Genomic DNA, 25,066 nt, shown 5'->3' with positions numbered 1-25,066 from the left:
GTAAAAATTAATACTTAAACTTAACTCAAAGTAACTTAAGACAATAGAAAAAAAACGAAAGTTGAAATTTATGAATCAACCTTTAAGAACCTTAGGAATTCCGCCAAATGCTTGGGCAGTAGATGAAGCGATCGCCGATATTACTCGTCCGCCATCAGCACCCCAAATTATCACTCTTAAAACAGAAACAAAAATTCTACACCTCGACTTAGCTAAAACCGCGATTTTAGTCATTGATATGCAAAATGACTTTTGTCATCCTGACGGTTGGCTAGCACACATTGGTGTCGATGTTACTCCTGCGCGATCGCCTATCGATCCGATTAACACACTCCTTCGAGTATTGCGTCATAGCGGTGTACCAGTGGTTTGGATAAATTGGGGAAATCGTCCTGACTTACTCAATATCAGTGCAAGTGTGCGACACGTCTATAATCCCACAGGTGATGGTATTGGGCTAGGCGATCCTTTACCGAGTAATGGCGCTAGAGTATTAATGGCAGGAAGTTGGTCAGCGGCTGTTGTAGACGAACTAAAACAGTTACCACAAGACATTCGTGTTGATAAATATCGGATGAGTGGGTTTTGGGATACACCGCTTGATAGCATCCTGCGTAACTTGGGTAAAACTACACTGCTATTTGCAGGAGTAAACGCCGATCAATGTGTTTTAGTAACCTTGCAAGATGCCAATTTTTTAGGATATGACTGTGTATTAGTAAAAGACTGTACCGCAACAACTTCTCCAGAATACTGCTGGCAAGCAACAATTTATAACGTCAAGCAGTGTTTTGGTTTTGTTACTGATAATGACGCTATCCTTAATGCGCTAGTAACTAGCAATTAGCATATGGACACAACTCGCTGTATGATCCCCGTTGCCAAGTCGCCTCAAGACTATCAAGCTTTTAAGATTAGTCCTGGTGACACGAATAAATTAGCAATTGTCTTTGATACTGCTACTGCAAATATCTCGCTAACAATTTGTGTAGAAATTTTTGACATTGGAGGCAAAACACCACCAAATCGCCATCAAATGGCAGTCGAAATGTTTTTCATTTTATCCGGAGAAGGATGTGCTATTTGTGATGGCAAGACGGTATCAATTCAAGCAGGAGATAGCTTGTTAGTTCCTCCTACAGGGACACACATGATTGAAAATACAGGTTCGACTCGGCTATATGCATTGTGTATCATGGTACCGAATGAAGACTTTGCCGAGTTAATTCGTAGTGGTACGCCAGTAGAATTAGATGAGGAGGATTTAGCTGTTTTGCGTCGCTTACCTGCACCAGTATTATGTTAACGGTGCATCCCAAAGAAAGTGCATCAATGCTGACTCGTGATGGAGTGCGGTTAGATGCAGATATTTATCGTCCTGATGCTGAAGGAGAATTTCCCGTATTATTGATGCGACAGCCGTATGGGAGGGCGATCGCATCTACAGTAGTTTACGCACATCCTAGCTGGTATGCTGCTCATGGCTATATTGTAGTGATTCAAGACGTACGCGGACGAGGTACATCACAAGGCGAATTCAAGTTATTCGTTAACGAAATCGAAGACGGTGAAGACGCCGTAAACTGGGTAGCCGATTTACCTGGTAGCAATGGCAAAGTAGGAATGTATGGCTTTTCTTACCAGGGAATGACGCAGTTATACGCCGCCGCCGCAAAACCCCCAGCATTAAAAACAATTTGTCCGGCAATGATTGCTTATGATTTGTATAGTGATTGGGTATACGAGGGTGGCGCGTTTTGTTTACAAACAAATCTGGGTTGGGCGATTCAATTAGCAGCGGAAACTGCGCGATTACAAGGCGATGCTGCTGCCCATCATACACTTTATGCAGCAGCTCAGAATATACCACTATACGATCCTGTTCCCAGCCTCAATGAATGCTTGCGCAAACTTGCACCGAATGCCTTTTACCATGAATGGTTAGAACATTCGCAACCAGATAGTTACTGGGAAGATATTTCACCCAAGAAATACCTGCAAAATGTTGATCTACCGATGTTTCATATCGGTGGCTGGTTTGATACTTATATGCGCGGTACACTCCACCTGTATAAAGATTTTGCCGCCCGTAGCGCATATCGTCAACAGTTACTCGTAGGACCTTGGGCACATCTGCCTTGGAGTCGCAAAGTAGGCGATGTTGATTTTGGCACCGAAGCTTTAAATCCTGTCGATCGCTTGCAAGTTAGGTGGTTCGATCAGTTTCTCAAAGGTATTGATCGAGGATTATCGCAAGAACCGCCAGTGTGTTTATTTGAAATGGGCAGTAACCAATGGCGTAAGTTTAACGACTGGCACAAGGCAACGTATAAGTTGTATTATTTGTCAAGTAGTGGGCTAGCAAGTGTCCGCGAAGATGAAGGCAAGCTAACCACGATTTATGCACAATTGTGTCCGTCCGATGTTATAGTTCACGACCCCTGGCGACCAGTTCCATCACTTGGAGGTCACGCCGCGCTTCCTGCAGGCTCATTTGAGCGATCGCATATAGATCGGCGCTCTGATGTTCTAACTTATACAACAGCACCACTAGAATCTGATCTGCATTTTGCGGGTGATGTTGCAGTAGAAGTATGGTGTGATGCTGATACTCCCCACCATGACCTATGTGCGGTACTTTCTGAAGTTTGTACTGATGGTAAAGTTTATAACTTAACGCAAGGTTATTTACACGTAAATGAGATGCGATCGCCTTTACAGGTTATCTTACAACCAACGTGCGTCAGAATCGCTAAAGGTAATGCCCTGCGCCTAAGTTTGAGTGCAGCGTGTTTTCCAGCGTATCCCATTAATCCTGGGACAGGTTCACCAATGGCTAGTACGCGGTTGATGGATTCACAGATTGTTACTTTAACAGTTCATTGTGGCGGCGATCGCCCTTCACAAGTTTTGTTACCTGTGGTTAAACCATCTTAAAAAGTTTTGAATGTTGAGTTTTGAGATAACTTAAGCTTGAAATGAGTAATCAAGATTTTTGCCAATAACCAATTACTATTCTTAATTACTAGTTATATCAAATCCGGTTGATTGATGATAAAAATAATGGTTCAAGGTGGCTATTTACTAGTGACTAGTAACTAAATACTTATAAAAGTGTAACGATGTCGATCTTCTGGCTATTTAAACGGAGACGATATTACTATACACTTTATTTCCACCCACTTTCCTGGCTTATTATTGTCTGTAGAGCGATAGTAGGCTATTAAGCTTAACATTAAACTCATTATGAACCTTATTTTACACATCACGCAACGCGCTCAATGGGAAACTGCACAAAAAATTGGAATTTATCGCAGCAACACCCTAGAATCAGAAGGTTTTATTCACTGTTCTACTCCACAGCAAGTTATCAGCGTAGCCAATACATTTTTTAGAAATCAACAAGGATTAGTTTTACTTTGTATTGATTCTGATAAAGTTCAAGCAGAAATCCGTTACGAAGGAGCACAACAAGATGAACTATTTCCACATATTTATAGTGCTTTAAATCTTGATGCTGTGTTTCAAGTACTTAATTTTCAGCCTAATCAAGACGGCACTTTTGCCTTTCCCCTAGAAATTGTTAGTCTTATGTCTTAAGAATAAGCTTTCTTCATTCTTTTCTTTGCATCCTCTATTATGGTTTATTGTCAAATATGCAATTGGTAATTTTTGATATTGATGGCACGCTGACCGATACAAATAAAGTCGATGCTGATTGCTTTGTTCGTGCCTTTTATGAAGAATTTAACATACTTCACATAAATCAAAATTGGCAAGACTATACACATAGTACAGATACCGGAATCACTCAGCAAATCTTTCAAAAGCAGCTAGGACGTTTTCCATCCAAAGAGGAAGTATTGAGACTGAAAAGACGTTTTATTGATTTGTTGAATCAAGCAACACAAAATTCTGATTTGTTTAATCCAGTACCAGGTGCAACAAGTGTAATAAGCAAGTTACAACAGCTTGAATATCATATTGCTATTGCAACTGGAGGATGGCAAGATTCTGCAAAATTTAAACTACAAAAAGCTGGTATAGATTTTAATAATCTTCCTCTTTCTTCATCAGATGATAGTCTTTCTAGAGAAGATATCATAAAAATAGCTATATTGAGATCGAAAAAACATTATAAAATTGACACTTTTCAAAAAACTATATTTATTGGAGATGGAACTTGGGATGTTAAAGCAGCAATTAATCTAAAGCTTCCCTTTATTGGTGTTGGTAAAGCTTTAGCAAGTAAAGGAGTTCAATATATTATTAATGACTTTAGTAATAATAAAGAGCTTCAAAACCTTTTAATAAACGCAAAACCTCCGACTTAGTTTTTGGTAACTAATTTGTAAAATATACCTGCAGAGCATTAATATCAATCAAACTATCAAGAAAATTTACATTAACACAATTTAAACTATTTTTTTAGCTATTAAATAATAGTTGCTCACTTTGTATCTGGAAATACAACACATTTATCTTAACAAGGTTACAAAATTTTCAATTACTTGCGTTAGTGACACCTTTAGAGTGTAAACTTGCTGCAAACGCCTAACTTATACAACAAGCAAACGCCTATATTGCGTTTGTAGGGATGGGTGCTATGTTTCAACTTATTGATGTTTTCTTTGCTTTTATTACAATTGCGCTGTTAGTCTTGGTCGGTAGATTTGTCCGACAGCGGATCAAATTCTTGCGAGATCTCTATCTACCAAGTTCTATTGTTTCAGGAGTTATTGCCTTACTTTTAGGTCCACAAGTTTTAGGTGCGATCGCAGCTACAGTTGCAGGATCAGAAGTTCCATTTGCCCAAGGCTTATTTCCAGAAACTATCCGCAACGTGTGGTCGCAATCTCCCAGCGTTTTTATCAATGTTGTGTTTGCAACGCTTTTTATTGGAGAATTGATTCCCAGTCCAAGAGATATTTGGCGCAAAGCCTCGCCACAGGTGGCTTTTGGACAAACACTGGCTTGGGGACAGTACGTAGTAGGGCTTCTACTCGCCATTTTAGTACTGACTCCCGTCTTTGGTATGAGTCCGATCGCTGCATCGTTAATTGAAGTCGGCTTTGAAGGCGGACACGGAACGGCAGCTGGAATGGCAGAAACTTTCAATAACTTGGGATTTACAGTTGGGCCTGATTTAGCATTGGGCTTAGCTACTGTGGGAATTGTTTCTGGTATTGTCGCTGGTACAATGCTTGCAGACTGGGCGAGAAAAACAGGACGAATTCAAGTTGTGCGTAGTGAAGATCCTGAAGCGGGAAGCTTTGATTCTCACGATCGCCCGAATGAAGATCAAACAATTCGAGTTGCCCGTGCCCGATTAATGCGCGACTTACTTATTGATCCCCTATCATTAAACTTAAGCTTTGTAGGGCTTGCGATCGCAATTGGTTGGCTAATTTTACAAGCACTGATCTTTATTGAATCAATTACCTGGGGACGTGCAGGAGTTGAATTATTTTCTTACGTACCCTTGTTTCCGATTGCACTCATTGGCGGACTCATAGTGCAGCTACTTTTAGAACGTACAGGACGCGGATATCTCATTAGTCGTCCATTAATTGAGCGCATTGGCGGAGTTGCATTAGATGTCACAATTGTAACCGCACTTGCTTCAATCTCTCTAGCAGTCTTAGGTAGCAACATTGGTCCATTCCTAATTTTGTCAGTAGCTGGTATCGCATGGAACGTTCTAGCATTTATTTACCTCGGACCGCGTATTCTTCCTACATTTTGGTTTGAGCGCGGTATCGGAGATTTAGGACAATCAATGGGTGTTACTGCAACAGGTTTAGTTTTGCTGCGGATGGTTGATCCCGATAATCGTTCTGGTGCTTTTGAAAGTTTTGCGTACAAGCAACTATTATTTGAACCAATCGTCGGTGGAGGCTTATTTACTGCAGCTGCACCACTGTTAATCGCCCAGTTTGGTCCTGTTCCGGTGCTACTGCTGACAACTGGTATTCTAGCGTTTTGGCTTGTCTTTGGGATGTATAACTTCAAGCGAATCGCCAAAAGTAGTCAAGTTGTTTGAGGTGTGATTGGGTAATGGGTAATGGGTAATGGGACATAGGCAATATTCAACAATTATAATGACCGACCACAATGAATAATCCCAAATCTTGACCAATTACCAGCTACCAATTAGCAATTACCAACCAAAATGAGTCATCATATGCATCAACCAGAACAAACTAGTCCTCCTCAAAAACCAGGTTGGATCAGTAAGTCTCTGGCATTTATTGAAGCCGTAGGAAATAAACTTCCCGATCCGCTGACGCTATTTTTTATCTTTTGTCTTGCTGTTATTGTCATTAGTGCGATCGCTGCTGCACTTAGTGTCAGTGTTGTCAATCCAGGAAACGATGAAACCATAGCTGCCGTATCACTTTTGACACCTGATGGTATCCGTCGTATTGTCACCGAAGCAGTTACCAACTTTACTGAATTTCCACCCTTGGGAACTGTAATTGTTGCGATGTTGGGTGTGGGAGTTGCAGAAGCGACAGGATTACTTGCAGCTTTACTTCGTCAGTTAGTACTTGTTGCACCTGCAAGGTTAATTTCTCCAACGGTTGTTTTTGCTGGAGTAATGTCTAACATCGCATCAGATGCGGGTTATGTCGTTTTAGTTCCCTTAGGGGCGATTGTCTTTTTGGCGTTTAAACGTCATCCCCTAGCAGGCATGGCAGCGGCGTTTGCAGGTGTTTCGGGTGGTTTTAGTGCTAACTTATTGCTGAGTCCTTTAGACCCTCTCCTTGCCGGATTGTCACAAAGTGCAGCACAACTAATTAATCCTAACTACGAAGTCAATGCCACAGCAAACTACTATTTTCTTGCAGTTTCTACATTTCTTGTCACCCTTGTTGGTTGGTATATTACCGACAAAATTGTAGAACCACGCCTTGGTAGCTATCAGGGAGAAGCAACACTAGAAGAACTAACTGCGAGAGAACGCAAAGGATTGCGTTGGGCAGGTTATGCGTTATTGGCTTTTGTGGTTTTTGTTTTAGCGCTACTGTTGCCACCACAAGGAATTTTACGCGATCCTGAAACCTCTGCGATTATTCCTTCACCGTTTATTGATGGAATTGTGTTTTTGATTGCGATCGCTTTTTTACTTCCTGCGATCGCCTACGGTAAAGCTGCGGGTACGATTCGCAATGATAAAGATGTTGCCCAATCAATGGGTAGTGCAATGAGTTCTTTGGGATACTATATTGCGCTTGCGTTTATTGCTGCTCAATTTATTGCATATTTCAACTGGAGTAATTTGGGCATCATTACTGCAGTCAGTGGTGCTAATTTTCTCAGGGCTACAGGAATTACTGGTCCACCCATCTTACTCCTCTTTATTTTGTTAACAGTTATTCTCGATTTATTCGTTGGTTCTGCTTCAGCAAAGTGGGCTGTCATGGCACCTGTGTTTGTGCCAATGTTGATGTTGGTTGGTTACTCTCCTGAATTGACACAGGCAATTTACAGAATTGGAGATTCAACAACGAATATTGTGACGCCACTGATGCCGTACTTTCCTATTGTTGTTGCTTTTGGGCAAAAATATGATAGAAACCTAGGCATTGGTACATTGATTTCGTTGATGCTACCGTATTCGTTAAGTTTTTTAATTTGTTGGACAGTATTGTTCTTTGTTTGGTTGTTTTTAGGATTTCCCTTAGGTCCTGGTGCGCCAATGCAAATTTAGTCGTTGAGGTGAGTCAAGGCGATCGCCCGACTGAAGTTATTGATATTTGGTGTACCAATATACACTTTGCTTGAATAATCCCCCCTTCAGTCGAAGAACATCTGTAATTCAAACTCGGACTAAATAAGGAGAATTAATTGGCTGTGCTTGACCTGCATCAACTAAAGCTTGATAGACAAATGCCGCAACTTCAGCGCGAGTGGCATTACGATTTGGGTTTAGTTGTCTTGCTGTCGGGTAGTTAACAACCATCCGCCTTTGAGTAGCTGCTGCAACTTTATTAGTTGCATAGTTAGGAATTTGTGCTGCATCTTGGTAAAAAGAAAGTACATTAGTATTATTACTGCTGAGATTTAAGCCACTTGCTAACGCTACAACAACTTGAACTCTAGGAATTTGCTGACTAGGCTGAAAAATTCTGCCAGGATAACCAACAAGAAAGCCTCTTCTGACAGCAGTTTGAATCGCACTGTAACCCCAAAAACTTTGAGGAATATCGCCAAATTCTATGCTGGGATTGTTTTGCGATGCTTTGGGAAAAGCTTTTGTGACAATTGCTGCGAACTCAGCACGAGTGACAGGTGCATTAGGTTTAAACGTACCGTCTGGAAAGCCACTAATGATGTTTTTGTCAGCTAATGCTCGAATATAACCTTGCGCCCAGTGACCTGCAATATCAGGAAACTTTGTTGGAATTGGTAATCCTGGTTGAGATGAGCGTGAAGGCGCTTGTGCGATCGCACCTGATAAAGATTGCCATGCTGGTTTAGGTCGAAGTTGCTCATCAAAAGGCAACGGTCGCAATCCTCCACCGTCTCCACGGGGTTTTCTGTTGGCTAACCACGTATAGCGATCGCTTAATCCCCATGTCATGACTGCGATTACTGCTGGTTCATCAAGCACGGCGGACAGAAAATCTGTATAGATCTTTGCAACTGCGCGATCGCGAACAGCAGCATCTTTAGGTAACTGCTGATCGTTCACATCAAGTTCTGTAATCATAATTTGTAAGCCTAAATCCGCAACATTGCGCAGAAACCTACGTATTTGCGTAAATTTGACACCATCAGGATGACCAAACAAGTGACTTTGAATTCCTAAAGCTTGAACTGGAGTCCCTCTAGACTTTAAACGTTCTAATAACCGCAGTACAGCAGTACGCTTGGCTTCGGCTTGCGGAGTGTCATGCTCGATTGCAAAATCGTTATACACAAGCAAAGCTCGTGGATCAGCTTCAGCTGCAGCACGAAATGCAAGCTCAATATACTCTGGACCTAAAAACCTTAACCAAGGCGTGTTACGTAATTTATCTGCACGTTGCACTTGTAGATCAATTGCTTCATTTACTACATCCCAAGAGTGCATTTGTCCAGCATAATGCCCAGCAACGCGAGAGATATGTTCTCTGAGATATTTTTCAGCGTTTTGTTTATTTACTGTACTGGCAAACCAATTGGGTAAAGCCTTATGCCATACCAAAGTGTGCCCGCGAAATAACATTCCATGCGAACGAGCGAATCGAGCCATCCAATCTGCCCGCGTAAAATTAAATCTACCAGGGCTAGGGCGTAGTTCTTGCCATTTCAGTTCGTTAGTGGGCACTAACATACCACACTGTTGGGCAAATAAGTTAGCGTATGCCTGGTTTGAGGACAACTGCTGATAAGTTGCGGCTGCACCAAAAATTAATCCTTTTGTTCTAGCTGAGGAGTGTAAAGCGACTTCTGCAGCTAAAGCAATACCGGAAGAATCTGCTATTGCGGGTACAAGTTTATTGAAGTGTCGTAGTTGAGATGCAGTTGTGAAGGCTCCCATGCCGGTCAACGCACCCAAACCCATTAAGAAATGCCTTCTTTTTAGTAGCGTATGCATAAAAATAACAATATATTGAAGAGTGATATCACTCAAGTTTGCTAGTGGTTAATAAAATCCCTAATACTTCGACTGAGTCCTATTGCGATAGTTTCCTGACCAGAGCCATATATTTATAATCTGTCATCTTGGGTAATATTTTGTAAGTTAGTTGTAGATGAACAAATTGAACTTTGCAACTACAGTAAATGGTTCTGCATTCTAGTTATATGTAGGAATACTCTAGAAGATACATATGATCCTGACAGCACTGCTTGCAGTCGGACTTGCTTTTGTACATATCTTTGCCGGAAGATTACGCTTTCTTGATACTATACCCCGCAGCCGCTGGTTATCGATGGCTGGAGGTGTTTCTGTCGCTTATGTGTTTGTGCATTTGTTACCTGAACTCAGTGAAAGACAACGCGCATTTGAGCAAAATCACAACGGTATATTTGTTTACTTGGAAAATCATGTTTATTTATTTGCGCTAACTGGTTTAGCTGTTTTTTATGGCTTAGAGCGAGCCGCGAATATATCACGCCGTAGTAGTCGCAAAGTGGGCAAGAAAGATAGGACTAGTTTGCGTATTTTTTGGCTTCATATTCTCTCTTTTGCCAGTTACAACGCACTCATTGGCTATTTGTTAGTGCATCGGCAAGAACCAGGAGCCACAAATGTATTATTATTCGCTTTTGCTATGGCATTACATTTTATTGTTAACGATCACGGTTTACGAGAAAACCATAAGCGTGACTATGACAAACTAGGACGTTGGATACTGGCGATCGCTATTGTTTTTGGGTTCTTGATCGGACAAGCTACAGAAATTCAAGATATGGCAATAGGAGGACTTTTTGCTTTTGTAGCAGGTGGAGTCATTCTCAATGTACTCAAAGAAGAATTACCAGAAGAGCGTGAAAGCCGCTTTTGGGCATTTGCACTCGGTGCTGCTGGGTATGCACTTGTACTACTTATTGCAGATTGACAAAAAATTTATCTTTTGCATTACGATACCAAAAGCTGTTGTCATCCAACAAACTTAGAGTATGAAATTCTTTAGCAAGGTAATGGCTAATACTTACTATTTACTGCGTCTGCTTGTATTCTGCAACAGGAATCACTAACAATCTAAGATAACTGTCTACTATTAGCACATCTCATTAAAACTTTTCTAACTCAAGCCAACTATTAAATCAAGCTATATCCCGTGCTGAGGAGATATCTGTGAACATCAAAGTCATTATAAGTTTGTTGAAAGAGACAATTGCCGAATGGAATAAAGATAAAGTTGCTCGCATTGCGGCAGCATTAGCTTATTACACAATGTTTTCCTTAGCACCATTGCTAATTATTGTCATTGCGATCGCTGGTTCTGTTTTTGGAGAAGACGCTGCTAGAAATGAAATTGTCGCCCAAATCCAAGGTTTAGTTGGTAGAGACGGTGCTGAGTTTATCCAAACAGCAATTGAAAACGCTAGTCAACCTGCTGAAGGAACTTTTGCTTCAGTCATTAGTGTTGTTGTTTTGCTTTTCGGTGCTACAGGTTTATTTGCTGAATTACAAGATGCACTCAATACAGTTTGGGAAGTTAAACCTAAACCTGAGCAAGGTTTACTCAATGTCGTTCGCAACCGTTTTTTATCGTTTGCCATGATTTTAGGGATTGGCTTTTTGTTGCTAGTTTCCCTGGTACTCAGTGCAGGATTATCAGGAGTTGTTAACTTTTTCGGTAGCTGGTTTCCCTTTCTTAGCTCATTTTTACAGTTGTTTTCATTTGTTTTTGGCTTTATTGTTACGACATTCTTATTTGCCGCAATTTACAAAATTCTGCCAGATGTAAAAATTACTTGGAGTGATGTTTGGATTGGTGCAATTATCACATCGTTTTTATTTTCGATTGGTCGATTTTTACTCGGTCAATATTTAGGTAATAGTAGTTTTGGTTCGGTTTATGGTGCGGCTGGTTCGCTTGTTGTTGTCCTGGCATGGGTTTTTTATGCTTCGCAAATTTTGCTTTTGGGTGCAGAGTTTACTCAAGTTTATGCCAGAAGATTTGGTTCGGGAATCACGCCTGCTGAAAATGCTGTACCTTTAACTCCTGAAGCTCGCGCAGAACAAGGAATGCAACCTAACGAGCCGTCTGAGACTGAGCGTCCTCGGCGCAAACGTTCAAACTTTTTGAGTCGTATTTTTGGTGGTGGAAATAGGCGATCGCCACGTCGGAGAAATCGTTAAATAGAACAAATCAAAGTCGATAGGAGCGACTCATAATGCAGAAACGTCGTTCATCGCGGGTAGTCCAAATTGTTAAAAAAAATGGGCGGTTAAATATTGTCGGAGTGGGTAAATGGTACTCTTTCTGGCGCGATCCGTATCATTTGTTACTTACTGTTCCTTGGACTGGATTTTTGGCGATCGTTGCTTTGGGCTACATGGTTGGTAATGCTCTCTTTGCTTTGGCATATTTGCTAGAAACAAATAGCATTGCTAATGCAAGACCTGGTAACTTTTTTGATGCCTTCTTTTTTAGTATCCAAACTATGGCATCAATTGGTTATGGAGCGATGTACCCTCAAACACTTTATGCCAACATCCTAGTGGCAATTGAATCGCTTTTGGGTTTAATTGGGTTAGCAATGGGAACTGGACTAGCCTTTGCTCGCCTCTCACAACCTACTGCGAGGGTAATTTTTAGCCGCGTTGCAGTGATTACGTCCTATAACGGTGTACCTACGCTAATGTTTCGCACAGCTAACAAGCGCGGCAACCAAATTTTAGAAGCAGAACTGCGCGTACGTCTAGCAAAAGATGAAGTCAACGCGGAAGGACATTTTATGCGGCGAGTCTATGACTTACAACTAATACGCAGCCAGAATCCCAGTTTTGCTCTTTCTTGGACAGCTATGCACCCAATTGATAAGTCTAGTCCTTTATATGGCTCTACACTTGAAACGCTTGCACAAGAGGAGTCTTCAATCATTATTACACTTATGGGCATTGATGAAACTGTTTCCCAAACGATCTATGCTCGTTATATTTATGTTGCTAGTGACATATTATGGAATATGAGATTCGTGGATATTATATTGCGTTCTTCAAATGGCGATCGCTATCTTGATTATTCCCGCTTTCACGATGTCATACCATCCTAAAGCTACATCCTTTCCGGCTGAATCACCTGACTATTCATTGAGTTGCTAGTGACTAGTCACTCATCAAAGCATCACTTTAAATCGTAAGTAATTAACTAAATTTGATATTATCTTTTTGCAGCAAATGTTGAGTTGAGCGATCGCAATAACAACGCTAGACGAATTTGCACAGCATCATCAAAGCGCCGTGGATCGAGTCCTATCAGGGATGTAATTTTTTCCAACCGATAGGTGAGAGTATTGCGATGAATTAACAACTGACTAGCAGTTGCTTTAGAGCTAAGATTTGTTGCAAAAAAGGTATCCAAAGTCGCTAGTAATTCTGGTTCGCGATCGAGGGGACTCAACAGGTGTGTTGCTAGTTCAATTTTCGTTTTTTCATCAGAAACACCAACTAAAGCAGCAATTCCAAGTTGGGCTAGACAGTGAACTTGATTCTTGCCATGAAAGCGACAACCTAGAGATAGTGCTGCTCGTGCATCCTGATAAGAATGAGCCAATCCCTGAATTCCTGGATGATATCGCCCAATTCCAATGCTAATTTCTGTACCTGTATCTGCTCTTAAGCAAGCTAAAAGTGCGATCGCTGCGCGATTGAGTGCAGTAAGATTTGCCCAAGAATAACTAGACTGTTCTAGCACATCTCCACTTTTCGCCCAATTTGCCAGATTTTTTGTATTACTTGCTTTTAATACGGCTATTTCACCATCACCAATGTACGCACAAATTGTATCTTTCGGCAAGTGAAAGAATCGGACAATACTACTAATCACCAACTGCGCTCGACGTCGAATTTTAACTTCAACGGTTTCTTCTGGTTGTTGAGGATAATTGCCTAAAATGTATTCCGAAGCATCTATTAAAATGACAGCACGAGGTGGTGATAAGTCTAATCCTAAAAGTTTGCTGTAGCGAATAACAGTTGTCTCATCAATCAAGCCATGCAGGAGATCGTAGATCAACTTATCTTTTAGTTGATGCTGAGTCGGGAGGTTGTCAATAATGGCTGTTTGATTGATAACCATTTCTACTAATACCTGTGCCAAACGAGGAGAAATAACATCACCATTGCGGGGCTCGCCGACAATGACTTCACCTGCTTGCATATCTACAGATAAAGGTACTCGTAAGTGATGGTTGGTTGCAGTAGTGTCTAGGTCATTGCTGGACAGTCCAACTAGCTCTACGTTACTACTGGCAATGACGATTCCTTGCTCATTAGTGACACAAACTTGAGCAGATAGCAATTCAGCCACTTTTTGCGTGACAACTTTTGCCGTTCTGAAGTACTCTGTTGCTTTAGTTAACAAAGCGGTAGTATCAATGTACTATTATTTCTAGCTTTATATAAATCAACAGTGAATCATCTACTTCATCTTTCGTAAGATAGAACTTGTCGGTTAGTGTAACGCAGATATTTTAGAGATCGCACAGTAAATACTAAATTTTAAATGGCTCAATATCTTGTTCCAACCAGTCGCGCTGATATCGTTCAGCAACAAAAGGCTGAACGACAAACTTGGCAGGGTTTCCTGCTTTGACATCAATCCGTAAAAATGAATAAGGTCGTCGTTTGTGCGAGCCGTGACCGCTACGACCGATGTAAAGATGCGATCGCGCAACCTCGCGCTCAATACTCCCAAAGGTCTCTTTTAATTCTGTTCCTTCTTTACGCTGTCTTCGCAAGCTATAACCACTTCCACCACAGACAATCCAATCAATATAAGAATCTGCATGTCCGGTATCGCCTGTGGAAAGGTGCTCTAAACAATGTGCATGACCTGTTAATACTAAATCGACAAGTGGGCGCTGCGGTAGCCCGCCCAGTTCTTTTGCAACTTCATCCAGAACCCAACGCAGATTACGACGTACTGCTAAAGTTTGTGCCTGATACCACTTTGATGCTTCAGTGACGTAGGGTGGATGATGCAAGTAAATGACTCTACCCCGAACTTCTGGCGTGTTCCATGATTCAATCAGTCTTTGTCGTAGCCATGTCAATTGTTCAAAGTCAGTTACAGTAGATTCATCTGCTGCTAATTGCTTATCAATATCAAGTTTGATTTCTTCAGTTTGCTCTAACTTTGCTTCTAAATCATCAAGTCTTTCAGCATCTTCTGGTAAATTATGATTGAGCTGCGCTGCTTCCTCCATAATTTGCAACTTTTCTTGTTCTAATTCATAAATACGAGCTTCCAAAGTACGTCGATATGCTTTACCTTCTCCTGTTGTTGGTAATGGCGCAGGAGCGTTAAAGGTGTTTGAGTCCAGCGCAAAAAAATCAATGCCACTACTGCGGAAAGTGTAATATCGATAAGGCAGTCGAGTAAAATGTCCTGGTTCGTAGAGCAAGCAGCGACCGGTACTTGTTGTTGCAGTGTAGTGTTTGTCTAGATGGCGCTGCAATTCTTTATCAGAATCTATTGCTTTTAAGTAGTCTATAAACGCTTTAGCATAAGCTTTACCTTGATAAGAACCATGCCAACCAATATCTAAGTCCAATCGCAGTTTTAAAAGGCGGCGTATAGGTAATGTGGCACCTCCCATCAAACCATAAATTAACGGCAAGTCATAGTAATCGTGATTGCCCAACACAGGTAGTATAGGCATTTTGAAGACCATCTCATCGTAGGCTACTTTTTTTGGTTTTTCGCCGCCGACAATAAACTCTTTATAAGGCTCAATAAAGTTTTTTGGGTAGTATTCACTAGAGCCAACTAAATATACGACGTCACCTGTATGTAAAATAAATCGGCTGCGATCGCAATGCTTCAACATGCGTTCAGCAATCTGACGTTGCGGATTGTGTTTTCGGTGTTTTCCTGAACCGCTATCGCCAACAACCAAAAATGAAAATTCTGGGTTATCTTCCTCTGAGGCGAAAACAAACCGAGTTTGGTCAATTTGTCTTTCAAAAATGAGTGGGTCTTGCCACCGTACCCGTTGCTTCATTTTCTCGATTTTGACGGATATCGGCGGATCGGACACAAATTCCATAATATACAGTATCTCTCTATTGTACTTCGTTGATTTGGTTTTTTATCTTATTGTGCTGACAGTAGAACTATCACTGCTAAGTGTAATTACAGGAATGATTATGATTAACTTAATTCTAAACTGTTGATTTTTGCGCAGATTGCTAAAGTTACTATCATCAAAGTCCACATAACGTACGTGGCTCAACAAATTTCTCGAACCAAGCATAGGTTACTTCAGACAACAATCTGCTGTCTCTATCAATCTGCATATATCTCAATGCAGCACAATTACTTTCAATTTGCTGCAGGTGGTTTTTTAAACTTGATTTGTAGATTAGGTAGTCCGTCTAACTTCTCTTCTGCGAGTTCTTCAGGAGCAGTAGGAACTATAATTGTTAAACCGCCAGGAACACATTCAACTTCAATCGGCGTACTACCCATCAATTCACCGTCTACAACCACTCTTTGAGGTGGATTAGTGGAGATTTTAATGCTTCTTGCTCGCAGGAAACCAGTATCAGGTCTATCAGCTACTTCACCACTATAAGCTGACTGTAAGAGGTTATAAGCAGCAGCGATCGCACTAATTGTATTTGTTGGTGCAACGATAGTAACATCTAGTAAACCATCGTCAACTAATAATTCTGCTGGTCCTTGGGCAAGTACAGAAGTTGGTGGCGCAGCATTGGCTACAGTGACGGCTGCAGCATTTAAAGTAATTACTTTGTCTTCAGTTTCGATACGTGTCTCAAAAGATTCTAGATTACGTAATTCATGAATACCAGCTAAAACGTACGCTAGCATGCCAAATCGATTCTTCACATCGCGGTCTGCTCGTTTTACGGTTTCTGCCTCAAATCCAATTCCAGCTAGCAAAACCATCGGTCTACCGTTACAATATGCAGCATCAACAGTACGTGTTTTACCATCTAATATAGTTTGACAAGCTGCCGGAATTGTAGCTGGAATGCCTAAAGCGGTTGCAAAAGCATTTGCTGTACCGCGAGAAATCACACCTAAAGGAATTCCTGTTCCGACAACGGCTTCTGCAGCAGCCGAAAGTGTCCCATCTCCACCAGATGCAATAATAATTTGCGCTCCTTGTTCTACTGCTTCTTTAGCTATTTCGTCAGCATCTTTATTGGGAGTCGTCATCCGAATATCAAGGTCAAATTCTGGTTCTAGTAGGCTTGTGATTGTTGCTAAGTCTTGTTCTGAGTTAGATTGACCTGCCACAGGATTAAAGATTAAACAAGCGCAACGAGTAGGCTTGTTTTTATGGGTTACTTGAGTGCTAGAGGTAGATGAAGAAACCACTAATTGCTCAATGCTTTCATTTTCTGTAACAAGTTGATCGATTAGTCCTTTTTCTTGCCGTGCTTGATGTTTAGCAATCAATCTATCTTGATACTCTTTAATAACTCGATGATGGCGATCGCTTAATTCATATAAGTCTGCAGCCTGTGTATAGTCGTAATTAGCTTGTCTTGCATCAGTTTGCTTAATTTGAGGAACTTGATCTGATGAGAGTACTGCCGAGTCAATACCTGATGCCACATTAAGATATGCTTCTCGCAGGTTTTCTTCATATTCCTTATCTATTTCTACTTGTTCGTTATAACCAGGAAGACTTTCTACTTGTTTACGATCTACACCTAAAACAAAAACTTTTTGAGCCTCATAGTCAATTTGAGAACATCCTACAGGAAGCATAACCTGTTTATTAAATACCCATAAACCAAAATCAACAACAAAGTAGCGAAAGTATCCCTTCTCATCTACTAAGATATCTTTGATATAGCCAACTTTTTCTCCAGATTTTTCCGTATAAACATTAAACCCTATAAAATCTTTGCTATCAAAGAATTCGATATAGTTTGGAGCAAAATCCTTAATCTTTTTAAGAGACATACATTTAACTCCTAGATAGTTTCTACTAAAATTAAATTTTTCAAGAGCTACTGCACTCCTGTTGCAACTCTTTACTTGTTATGTGCCGATAACTAAATTTATATATTTTTGACTTATTTGGCACAAGTATAGAATCGAGCTTTGGATAGATCTAAAATATTTTCTGTATTCTCTAAATTTAGAGCAACTTTCTGCAAAACAAAGCAATAAGGGTGAGTCACCCAACAACCAATACTTTAATATACGGTGAATTGAATCACGTCTTATATATCGAATCGAAAAACTAATCTCTTTGTTTGCCAGTTGACTTGAATAACTGCCGCAGACTTGACAGCTTATTTGTACTCAGCAACAACGTAAGCCAACCGCTGTAAGTCTTGCATCTCGATGTTGTTTTAAACTCCCCAGGTAGGATTCGAACCTACGACCAATCGGTTAACAGCCGACCGCTCTACCACTGAGCTACTGAGGATTGCGAATTCCTATATTAATAGTAAACGATCGCATTTGGCAAGTGTTTTGGAAAAAAAAATTATTCAGGCTCTTTTCTGTAACCTGAGGCTCTCTCTTACACATTGATGCAGCGTTCTCGCTAGCTGATACAACCATTATTTCTTTGTTCCCATTCTCATCTCTGATAAGCGCTGTCTAGCTTTAGCATCTATAGAATTTGCTAAAAAACGGCTAGACGGTTGTTGCCGAGACTTATTTTTTTGTCGAACTCGGTGCGCTGTGGTTTGTACCTCAAACTTAAGTTGTGCAGCAGACAACCATTCTGCACCATAACCTACAACTGTTAATTGATGTGCCCTATCTGAAGTAGCAACGATTATCCGCGAACTTTGGGAATAAACTGGTAGTTTGCTATTTTTTGTTGACTTGATAGGTAAGGTGCCTCGAAGATAAGGTCGAAAAGCAGCGCATACCTTTTCTATGTAAGTATCAGCGGTTTCTCCAAAACTGGTGTAGTACGCTGATAGACTTTCTGTAATGACTTCATAGTTGCTACAAGTGTTTTGATAATGAGCATCAAAAACAACTTGAGTCACTATACCTTGATACGCACTGTAATTTGTGAGGTCTTCAATGAGTTGCCAGCGCGACGCTTCTAATCCGTCAGTATCTCGAATCTTTTTTAGGCAAGACCAAGCACCAATGATATTATAGCCGTCAACTAGGAGGACAGCCTGTGGTATGGAACGGGGCATGATGAACAGCAAATATTGCTAAAGTTAACATTATTTATTCATATCTTAATAGTAATCGAGGTATATCCTATAACATTTCGGTAGATATACTAGTAACACAAAACAACCAAGCTTATATGTAGATGGTTGTTTCACTCTTTTTTTCAGGAAAAATTACACTATGAGGTTAAGCCTACTTGCATTAAACGTTGTTGAAGCCGTTTAGGATCTCCACGATCTACTAAAAAGCCTTTTTCTAAAAGAAAAGCACCATCACAATAATTGAGTTCGTCCAAGCGATGTGTTACCCACAATGCAGTTAAATTACGACTTTTAACTAAGCGTTTTACTTGTGCAACCAAGTCTAATTGGCTATCAGGATCGAGTAAAGCTGTAGGTTCGTCTAATAGTAGTACTTCACTTTGCCGTGCGATCGCACCTGCGATCGCGACTCGTTGCTTTTGTCCGCCACTTAGAGCATATATTGGTCTTCGCTGTAACTCTAATAAATTTACTGCTGATAGAGCTTCTGCAACACGACGACGTACTTGGCTAGGAGATAATTTTTCCTCTACCAATCCAAAAGCAACATCAGCGCCAACAGTTGGCATGACCAATTGGTGGTCAGGGTTTTGAAATACAAAACCCACTGGCGGCATAACATTAATTTCACCAGATTGAGGAGTTAATAAACCTGCTAGCAATCTTAATAGGGTTGATTTTCCACTACCATTAGTCCCTAGCAGCATCCAAAACTCACCCTGAGGGACTTCTAAGCTACAGGACTTTAAAACATCCTCACCATTAGCCCAACTGAAACACAAATCGCGCGCCTGAATGGCATCAGCCATATGACCACCAACTGTTAGGTTTACTCTGCTAATGCAAAAAAGCCAGGCGGTCTACCGCCAGCCGCTGTCCCTGTTTTTTGAGACATTTGGACACTAGAAATATCACTAGCTCGTACAGCTACTTTTTTCTCTGTTTGGCTCTCGCAGGTCAATTCTACGATTTCAGTACTACCAGACTGCATTGCTTGCAAAAGCTTTTGATAGACAGCTTCTGCGTCTTCTGCAACCTTGCGTTGCACAGAAAGTGGAAAGGGCGTGTTTTTGAGCGTCAAATCAATGTTAAACATTGTAACTATTTGTGTACTTAGCAATTGTAAATCTCATTCTCATTTTAACTACCTAGAGAGCCACAATAGGCAATGTTTACTTATATCAATTGATAGATGCTAAATAATTTTGTCTGTGATTTGCCTCATTTAGCTTAAATAAAGATTAAATTCTGTCAAGGATATTGTCACAAAACGGCATTTAATAGTAAAACTATGATTAGAATAAGTAAAGAATCGTAAACTAAGTTGACAAATCAACTCATATCCTGCTCTGGGTAGTTGTAAAATTACCAGAAAAGGCAGACGATTCTAGCATGAAATTATAAGATCTGGAGTTTTTGCTATGACAATAGCAGTAGGACAACCAGCGAGTCGAGGATGGTTTGACGTCGTAGACGACTGGTTAAAGAGAGATCGCTTCGTATTCATCGGGTGGTCAGGAATATTGCTATTTCCCTGTGCATACATGGCACTAGGGGGATGGCTAACAGGAACAACATTCGTGACAAGTTGGTACACACACGGGATCGCATCATCATATTTAGAAGGATGCAACTTCCTAACAGTAGCAGTATCAACACCAGCAAACAGCATGGGACACTCATTGCTGTTCTTGTGGGGGCCAGAAGCGCAGTGGGACTTCACACGGTGGTGTCAAATGGGCGGATTGTGGACATTTGTCGCCTTGCATGGCGCATTTGCGCTGATTGGATTCATGCTCCGGCAATTTGAGATTGCGCGACTAGTAGGAGTACGACCCTACAACGCGCTAGCATTCAGTGCACCAATCGCAGTATTTGTCAGCGTGTTCTTGATGTACCCCTTGGGACAATCAGGATGGTTTTTTGCCCCCAGCTTTGGAGTGGCAGCAATCTTCCGCTTTTTGCTATTTTTCCAAGGATTCCACAACTGGACACTCAACCCCTTCCACATGATGGGAGTAGCCGGAGTATTAGGTGGCGCATTGCTGTGTGCAATTCACGGTGCGACAGTAGAAAACACCTTGTTTGAAGACGGCGACAAAGCAAACACCTTCCGTGCGTTCAACCCAACACAAGCGGAAGAAACCTACAGCATGGTGACAGCCAACCGTTTCTGGTCGCAGATTTTTGGGATTGCTTTTTCCAACAAGCGTTGGTTGCACTTTTTCATGTTGTTTGTGCCTGTCACAGGCTTGTGGATGAGTGCGGTAGGTGTTGTTGGTTTAGCACTGAATTTGCGGGCGTATGACTTCGTTTCTCAGGAGTTACGTGCTGCGGAAGACCCTGAGTTCGAGACTTTCTACACCAAAAACATTCTGCTCAATGAAGGTATTCGGGCTTGGATGGCTCCCCAAGACCAGCCTCACGAGCATTTCCAATTCCCTGAAGAAGTATTGCCTCGTGGTAATGCTTTGTAAGGCGGCTTGAAATAGTCTAGAAGTCCCTGCCTGAAAAGGTAGGGATTTTTCTATTTGTAGTCAAAATTAGAAAATCATGTGTTATCTTGAATAAGGTTGAACAAACCCAGAGCTAAACACTCTGCCCTTTAGAGATTTAGTCCGCTTAGGCAACAAGGAGGTGATGCCCATGATAGAAAGTAGTAAATGCGTGGGTCATCAGGTTGGAGCAAGCCGGCTGTGCGCCGGGGCTGTTCTCTAAAAGTTAGCTTTAGTCTTAATTTGAGAGACTAAAACGACTCAATTAGCTAGGCTGATTTTCGGAGTTCCTTCCGGCAGTCTGGTTCCAATCTGAAGACCCAACTAGACCGCTCTCACTTAGATCTCCTTGATCTCCTGTGAGAGCGGATAGTTTTTTTAGGGTATTTGGTAATTGGTAGTGTGGGTGTTTTAAATTCAACTAAGAGTACGGGTGATATCTGTATCAACTAACAAAGTGGCAGCACCGGAAAGGTAACGATTGTATAAATTACCGTCAAGTGTTGCAGTCGTATCAAGAAGCCATCCTTGCCCTGTCGAGATAATTGAGTCGCCAGCGTTACCTTTAACAATCAATTGATTGGTTGAATCAGATAAATTGAGTAACTTTAAACGCGTCAGTTGCAGAGCATTATTACCTGTACCCGTTAAGTCAATAATCTCAATGCCACTAATGCGGTTATTAGGAATTAGGGTTAAGTCAAGAGTAAGTCCACTGGCATTGATGGCTAACGTATCAGTACCACTACCACCATCGATGCAGCGGTTTTGAGCACTAAAAGTGAGTACGTCATCGCCTGCACCACCAATGAGCACATTCCTACCACCACCACCACGCAGAGTATCATTACCAAGTCCACCGATGAGAATGTCATCTGCATTAGTGCCAATGAGTAAGTCATTGCCTGCTGTTCCTTGACGTGTGACGCTTCCTGTGAAGTCTCTTCCATAGATGACGTAGCTTTCTCCGGCAATAAAGCGACCATCAGGACTAGCACTAGGAGCGCCTAAAATCATGTCATCATAGCCATCACCGTTGATATCTCCTCCACTACTTACTGAGAAACTTGAATATCCATCTGTATTTGCCCGAAAGACGAAGCCATTGCTGCTATCGAGAGTTGCTAAATCGACACGTGCATCAAATCCTGAAGCTTTGCCAAATACAAGATAGCTTCCTCTGGCACCAGCAGCACCAATCAGGATGTCATCAAACCCATCACCATTGACATCTCCTGCATTACTTACTGAGCTACCAACAGAGTTATAAGCATTACTTCCTTGAAGAACAAAGCCATTGTTGCCATCGAGAGAGGCTAAATCGACACGCGCATCAAAGCCCGACGTGCCAAATACAACATAGCTTTCTCCTGCATGAGAGCGACCATTAGGACTAGCACTAGGAGCGCCAATAATAAGGTCATCTAACCCATCACCGTTGATATCGCCTGCATTGTTGACTGAAGAGCCGCCCTGAAGAACAAAGCCGTTGTTGCCGTCGAGAGAGGCTAAATCGAAACTTGCTCTCGCGGTTTTGCCAAATACAATGTAGCTTTCTCCTGCACCAGGAGCGCTAATAATGAGGTCATCTAACCCATCGCCATTAATATCGCCTGCATTACTTACTGAACGACCAGAATAGTCAGAGTCCTTGATTCCTTGGAGAACAAAGCTGCTGTAGCCATACAAATTTGCTATATCGACGCGGGCATTAAATCCTGAAGCTTTGCCAAATACAATGTAACTTTTTCCTGGGGGAGGATAGACACCCTTGGGAGAACTACCAGGAGCGCCAATAATGAGGTCATCAAACCCGTCACCATTGATATCGCCTGCATTATTTACTGAGGAACCAAATTTGCTAAAGGAACCTCTTCCCTGAATAACAAAGCCATTGTTGGCATCCAGATTTGCTAAATCAACACGAGCATCGAATCTCGATGTGCCAAATACAATGTAGCTTTCTCCTGCTCTACTAGCCTCACCAGTATATAACTCTCCTACACTCGGAGCACCAATGATAATGTCATCAAACCCATCACCGTTGATATCGCCTGCATTACTTACTGAACGACCAGAATAGCTGTATCTATTAATCCCTTGGAGAACAAACCCATTTTTGCCATTCAGATTTGCTAGATTGATAGAATTATCAGATCTCGTGGCTTTGCCAAATACAATATAGCTCTCTCCTGCACTAACGCGACCATTGGGATTAGCACTCGGAGCACCAATGATAATGTCATCTAACCCATCACCGTTGATATCGCCTGCATTACTTACTGAAGCGCCAGCACTATCTCCACTATTAATTCCCTGAAGAACAAAGCCATTTTTGCCATCAAGCTCAAATAAGAACAGGTTGTTGCTATCTGTTAAAAAATAGTCGCCATTCAAATTTAAAGCTTGAAGACTTTGAACAATTGCAATCAATTCATTCGTTGCACCCTGTTGCTGGCGAAAGATTGCCGTGCCAGTTGGTAAGCCTATTGGCGAAGCGGCTAAGATGTAATCTGAGCGTTTACCATTGAGCCGGATAAAATCTTCGTTGGGATTAAAGTCTGTAATTAGGGCATAATCGCCAAAACCTGGAGTTGTTGGGTTGCCATCGTCGTAAAAGGCAGTTGTGGCATTGCCCAAAACAAATACGTCTCTACCACTTCCACCTGTTAGTGTATCTTTTTCTGCTATGCCGCGCTCTGTACCTATAAGGATATCTCCGCCCTCACCACTATGAAGTGAGTCATTCCCAGCCTTACCGCGTAGAATATTATTGGATGAATTACCAACGATTACATTGTTCAAGCTGTTGCCTGTGCCATTCATGTCAACCAGTGTATTGGCAAGGGTGAGGTTTTCTAAGTTATCTCCCAAGGTATAGGTGTGATAAACAATAACCGTATCTACACCCTCGTTGGCAAATTCAATAATGCGATCGCCTAGCTGCTCTAGAATGTAAGTATCATTGCCATTACCACCATAACGTAGGTTGTTTCCCGCACCGCCACTGAGGGTATCGTTTCCTGTACCTCCATAAAGAGTATTGTTTCCTGCATCACCATAAAGGAGGTCATTTCCTGCACCACCAGCAAGGATATTGTTGCCATCGTTACCAATTATTTCATTAGCAAGTGCATTACCCGTGCCATTTATGTTGCGTTTTCCAGTGAGGATGAGATTCTCGACATTATTGGGAAGGGTATAACCTACTGTAGAGCTAACAGTGTCTCTGCCTGCGTTAGCAGCTTCAACAACTTTATCACTGACATTATCAACAATATATTCATCGTTGCCTACACCACCAATGAGGGAGTCGATCCCCGCGCCACCATTGAGAGTATCATTGCCTCTACCACCGTAGAGTGTGTCATTACCCGCTAGCCCCAGTAGTAGATCGCTGCCTGCCAAGCCATAAATTGTATCAGCAAATCGCGTACCTACTAGCTTATCGTTACCGAGGGTGCCTCGAATGATTGCCATAATGGTTCCTTCTGCTTTTTTGCATAAGATTAGAGACAAACAACTTGCTTATGTTTTAGGAAAACGTCATGTAGTCAGGTCATTTTCTGTTAGGAAATATGCAAGTTAAATGCTCAGGTTTTGATAATTAGTCGAAAAATATAAACTTTTCTTCTAATATGTAGAATAGGTGGAAAGCTACATCAAAATATAAATTTTCGGTAAAGCCAAAGTGAAATAAGTTCAGTTAGATAAAGCTTTAGTAAAGTTTGGT

At 41.4% G+C, this 25,066-nt stretch carries 19 protein-coding genes, 1 tRNA gene and 1 pseudogene; 11 read left to right on the top strand and 10 right to left on the bottom strand.

From position 1 onward, the window contains the following. The first annotated feature begins 70 nt into the window (after positions 1 to 70). From CSQ79_RS08105 to CSQ79_RS08075, 7 genes are all read left to right on the top strand, one after another. Positions 71 to 847 carry a cysteine hydrolase family protein gene (locus CSQ79_RS08105; protein WP_099700648.1) on the top strand — a complete coding sequence of 259 codons (777 nt, stop codon included), beginning with the start codon at positions 71 to 73 and terminating at the stop codon, positions 845 to 847. A gap of 3 nt (positions 848 to 850) precedes the next feature. Next, positions 851 to 1,306 carry a cupin domain-containing protein gene (locus CSQ79_RS08100; protein ID WP_289500844.1) on the top strand — a complete coding sequence of 152 codons (456 nt, stop codon included), beginning with the start codon at positions 851 to 853 and terminating at the stop codon, positions 1,304 to 1,306. Continuing rightward, the gene (locus CSQ79_RS08095) at positions 1,300 to 2,937 is read left to right on the top strand and encodes a CocE/NonD family hydrolase (RefSeq protein WP_289500843.1); all 1,638 of its coding nucleotides are present in this window, start codon (positions 1,300 to 1,302) and stop codon (positions 2,935 to 2,937) included. The genes CSQ79_RS08100 and CSQ79_RS08095 overlap by 7 nt, the downstream gene beginning before the upstream one ends. Positions 2,938 to 3,246: 309 nt before the next feature. Beyond that, positions 3,247 to 3,600: a DUF952 domain-containing protein gene (locus tag CSQ79_RS08090; protein WP_099700647.1), complete on the top strand. Its 354-nt coding sequence runs from the start codon at positions 3,247 to 3,249 to the stop codon at positions 3,598 to 3,600. A 56-nt stretch (positions 3,601 to 3,656) separates the two neighbouring features. Continuing rightward, on the top strand, positions 3,657 to 4,334 hold the full coding sequence (locus CSQ79_RS08085) for an HAD family hydrolase (RefSeq protein ID WP_099700646.1): 678 nt from the start codon (positions 3,657 to 3,659) through the stop codon (positions 4,332 to 4,334). 272 nt (positions 4,335 to 4,606) lie between these two features. After that, the gene (locus CSQ79_RS08080) at positions 4,607 to 6,043 is read left to right on the top strand and encodes a sodium/glutamate symporter (RefSeq protein ID WP_099700705.1); all 1,437 of its coding nucleotides are present in this window, start codon (positions 4,607 to 4,609) and stop codon (positions 6,041 to 6,043) included. 129 nt (positions 6,044 to 6,172) lie between these two features. Next, positions 6,173 to 7,714, top strand: a complete 1,542-nt coding sequence (locus CSQ79_RS08075) for an AbgT family transporter (protein ID WP_289500841.1) — start codon at positions 6,173 to 6,175, stop codon at positions 7,712 to 7,714. Between the two features lie 108 nt (positions 7,715 to 7,822). Here CSQ79_RS08075 and CSQ79_RS08070 read toward each other — a convergent pair whose 3' ends face one another. Beyond that, a complete protein-coding gene (locus CSQ79_RS08070) occupies positions 7,823 to 9,586 on the bottom strand; it encodes an endo-1,4-beta-xylanase (protein WP_099700644.1) in 1,764 nt (587 codons plus the stop codon). A gap of 235 nt (positions 9,587 to 9,821) precedes the next feature. On the opposite strand from CSQ79_RS08070, the gene CSQ79_RS08065 reads away from it, so the two are divergent. The 3 genes from CSQ79_RS08065 to CSQ79_RS08055 all read left to right on the top strand — a co-directional run bounded on the left by CSQ79_RS08065 (position 9,822) and on the right by CSQ79_RS08055 (position 12,720). Further along, on the top strand, positions 9,822 to 10,553 hold the full coding sequence (locus CSQ79_RS08065; RefSeq protein WP_099700643.1) for a hypothetical protein: 732 nt from the start codon (positions 9,822 to 9,824) through the stop codon (positions 10,551 to 10,553). A 239-nt stretch (positions 10,554 to 10,792) separates the two neighbouring features. Continuing rightward, positions 10,793 to 11,803: a YihY/virulence factor BrkB family protein gene (locus CSQ79_RS08060; RefSeq protein ID WP_099700642.1), complete on the top strand. Its 1,011-nt coding sequence runs from the start codon at positions 10,793 to 10,795 to the stop codon at positions 11,801 to 11,803. A gap of 35 nt (positions 11,804 to 11,838) precedes the next feature. Next, a complete protein-coding gene (locus tag CSQ79_RS08055) occupies positions 11,839 to 12,720 on the top strand; it encodes an ion channel (RefSeq protein WP_099700641.1) in 882 nt (293 codons plus the stop codon). A gap of 107 nt (positions 12,721 to 12,827) precedes the next feature. On the opposite strand, the gene CSQ79_RS08050 is transcribed toward CSQ79_RS08055, so the two are convergent. The 8 genes and pseudogenes from CSQ79_RS08050 to CSQ79_RS08020 all read right to left on the bottom strand — a co-directional run bounded on the left by CSQ79_RS08050 (position 12,828) and on the right by CSQ79_RS08020 (position 19,934). Then, complete coding sequence (locus CSQ79_RS08050; protein WP_289500838.1) at positions 12,828 to 14,030, bottom strand: PucR family transcriptional regulator; 1,203 nt, start codon at positions 14,028 to 14,030, stop codon at positions 12,828 to 12,830. 130 nt (positions 14,031 to 14,160) lie between these two features. Beyond that, positions 14,161 to 15,717: a metallophosphoesterase gene (locus tag CSQ79_RS08045; protein WP_099700640.1), complete on the bottom strand. Its 1,557-nt coding sequence runs from the start codon at positions 15,715 to 15,717 to the stop codon at positions 14,161 to 14,163. A gap of 275 nt (positions 15,718 to 15,992) precedes the next feature. Then, on the bottom strand, positions 15,993 to 17,015 hold the full coding sequence (locus CSQ79_RS28845; RefSeq protein ID WP_502693919.1) for a YegS/Rv2252/BmrU family lipid kinase: 1,023 nt from the start codon (positions 17,013 to 17,015) through the stop codon (positions 15,993 to 15,995). Between the two features lie 354 nt (positions 17,016 to 17,369). Further along, positions 17,370 to 17,609, bottom strand: a pseudogene (locus tag CSQ79_RS28840) (PRC-barrel domain-containing protein); the annotation flags it as partial. Positions 17,610 to 18,009: 400 nt separating this feature from the next. Continuing rightward, positions 18,010 to 18,081: transfer RNA gene (locus tag CSQ79_RS08035), tRNA-Asn, on the bottom strand. A gap of 136 nt (positions 18,082 to 18,217) precedes the next feature. Then, complete coding sequence (locus tag CSQ79_RS08030; RefSeq protein ID WP_099700638.1) at positions 18,218 to 18,817, bottom strand: NYN domain-containing protein; 600 nt, start codon at positions 18,815 to 18,817, stop codon at positions 18,218 to 18,220. Between the two features lie 158 nt (positions 18,818 to 18,975). After that, on the bottom strand, positions 18,976 to 19,647 hold the full coding sequence (locus tag CSQ79_RS08025) for an energy-coupling factor ABC transporter ATP-binding protein (RefSeq protein WP_099700637.1): 672 nt from the start codon (positions 19,645 to 19,647) through the stop codon (positions 18,976 to 18,978). 20 nt (positions 19,648 to 19,667) lie between these two features. Further along, a complete protein-coding gene (locus CSQ79_RS08020; protein ID WP_099700636.1) occupies positions 19,668 to 19,934 on the bottom strand; it encodes a UPF0367 protein family in 267 nt (88 codons plus the stop codon). A 325-nt stretch (positions 19,935 to 20,259) separates the two neighbouring features. On the opposite strand from CSQ79_RS08020, the gene psbD reads away from it, so the two are divergent. After that, on the top strand, positions 20,260 to 21,315 hold the full coding sequence (psbD, locus tag CSQ79_RS08015; RefSeq protein WP_099700635.1) for a photosystem II D2 protein (photosystem q(a) protein): 1,056 nt from the start codon (positions 20,260 to 20,262) through the stop codon (positions 21,313 to 21,315). A gap of 435 nt (positions 21,316 to 21,750) precedes the next feature. Here psbD and CSQ79_RS08010 read toward each other — a convergent pair whose 3' ends face one another. Then, entirely contained in the window at positions 21,751 to 24,813 is a 3,063-nt protein-coding gene (locus CSQ79_RS08010; RefSeq protein WP_099700634.1) for an FG-GAP repeat protein, read from the bottom strand. Positions 24,814 to 25,066: the final 253 nt, after the last annotated feature.

Source organism: Gloeocapsopsis sp. IPPAS B-1203 (assembly GCF_002749975.1).
Lineage (GTDB): Bacteria > Cyanobacteriota > Cyanobacteriia > Cyanobacteriales > Chroococcidiopsidaceae > Gloeocapsopsis.
Note: the sequence above shows the minus strand (reverse complement) of the source record. Positions and strands in the feature narration are given on the sequence as shown.

Excerpts from the sequence above, each read along its gene's own strand:
- CSQ79_RS08105 (WP_099700648.1), top strand. The coding sequence starts at position 71 with ATGAATCAACCTTTAAGAACCTTAGGAATTCCGCCAAATGCTTGGGCA.
- CSQ79_RS08100 (WP_289500844.1), top strand. The coding sequence starts at position 851 with ATGGACACAACTCGCTGTATGATCCCCGTTGCCAAGTCGCCTCAAGAC.
- CSQ79_RS08095 (WP_289500843.1), top strand. The coding sequence starts at position 1,300 with ATGTTAACGGTGCATCCCAAAGAAAGTGCATCAATGCTGACTCGTGAT.
- CSQ79_RS08090 (WP_099700647.1), top strand. The coding sequence starts at position 3,247 with ATGAACCTTATTTTACACATCACGCAACGCGCTCAATGGGAAACTGCA.
- CSQ79_RS08085 (WP_099700646.1), top strand. The coding sequence starts at position 3,657 with ATGCAATTGGTAATTTTTGATATTGATGGCACGCTGACCGATACAAAT.
- CSQ79_RS08080 (WP_099700705.1), top strand. The coding sequence starts at position 4,607 with ATGTTTCAACTTATTGATGTTTTCTTTGCTTTTATTACAATTGCGCTG.
- CSQ79_RS08075 (WP_289500841.1), top strand. The coding sequence starts at position 6,173 with ATGAGTCATCATATGCATCAACCAGAACAAACTAGTCCTCCTCAAAAA.
- CSQ79_RS08070 (WP_099700644.1), bottom strand. The coding sequence starts at position 9,586 with ATGCATACGCTACTAAAAAGAAGGCATTTCTTAATGGGTTTGGGTGCG.
- CSQ79_RS08065 (WP_099700643.1), top strand. The coding sequence starts at position 9,822 with ATGATCCTGACAGCACTGCTTGCAGTCGGACTTGCTTTTGTACATATC.
- CSQ79_RS08055 (WP_099700641.1), top strand. The coding sequence starts at position 11,839 with ATGCAGAAACGTCGTTCATCGCGGGTAGTCCAAATTGTTAAAAAAAAT.
- CSQ79_RS08045 (WP_099700640.1), bottom strand. The coding sequence starts at position 15,717 with ATGGAATTTGTGTCCGATCCGCCGATATCCGTCAAAATCGAGAAAATG.
- CSQ79_RS08030 (WP_099700638.1), bottom strand. The coding sequence starts at position 18,817 with ATGCCCCGTTCCATACCACAGGCTGTCCTCCTAGTTGACGGCTATAAT.
- CSQ79_RS08025 (WP_099700637.1), bottom strand. The coding sequence starts at position 19,647 with ATGGCTGATGCCATTCAGGCGCGCGATTTGTGTTTCAGTTGGGCTAAT.
- CSQ79_RS08020 (WP_099700636.1), bottom strand. The coding sequence starts at position 19,934 with ATGTTTAACATTGATTTGACGCTCAAAAACACGCCCTTTCCACTTTCT.
- psbD (WP_099700635.1), top strand. The coding sequence starts at position 20,260 with ATGACAATAGCAGTAGGACAACCAGCGAGTCGAGGATGGTTTGACGTC.
- CSQ79_RS08010 (WP_099700634.1), bottom strand. The coding sequence starts at position 24,813 with ATGGCAATCATTCGAGGCACCCTCGGTAACGATAAGCTAGTAGGTACG.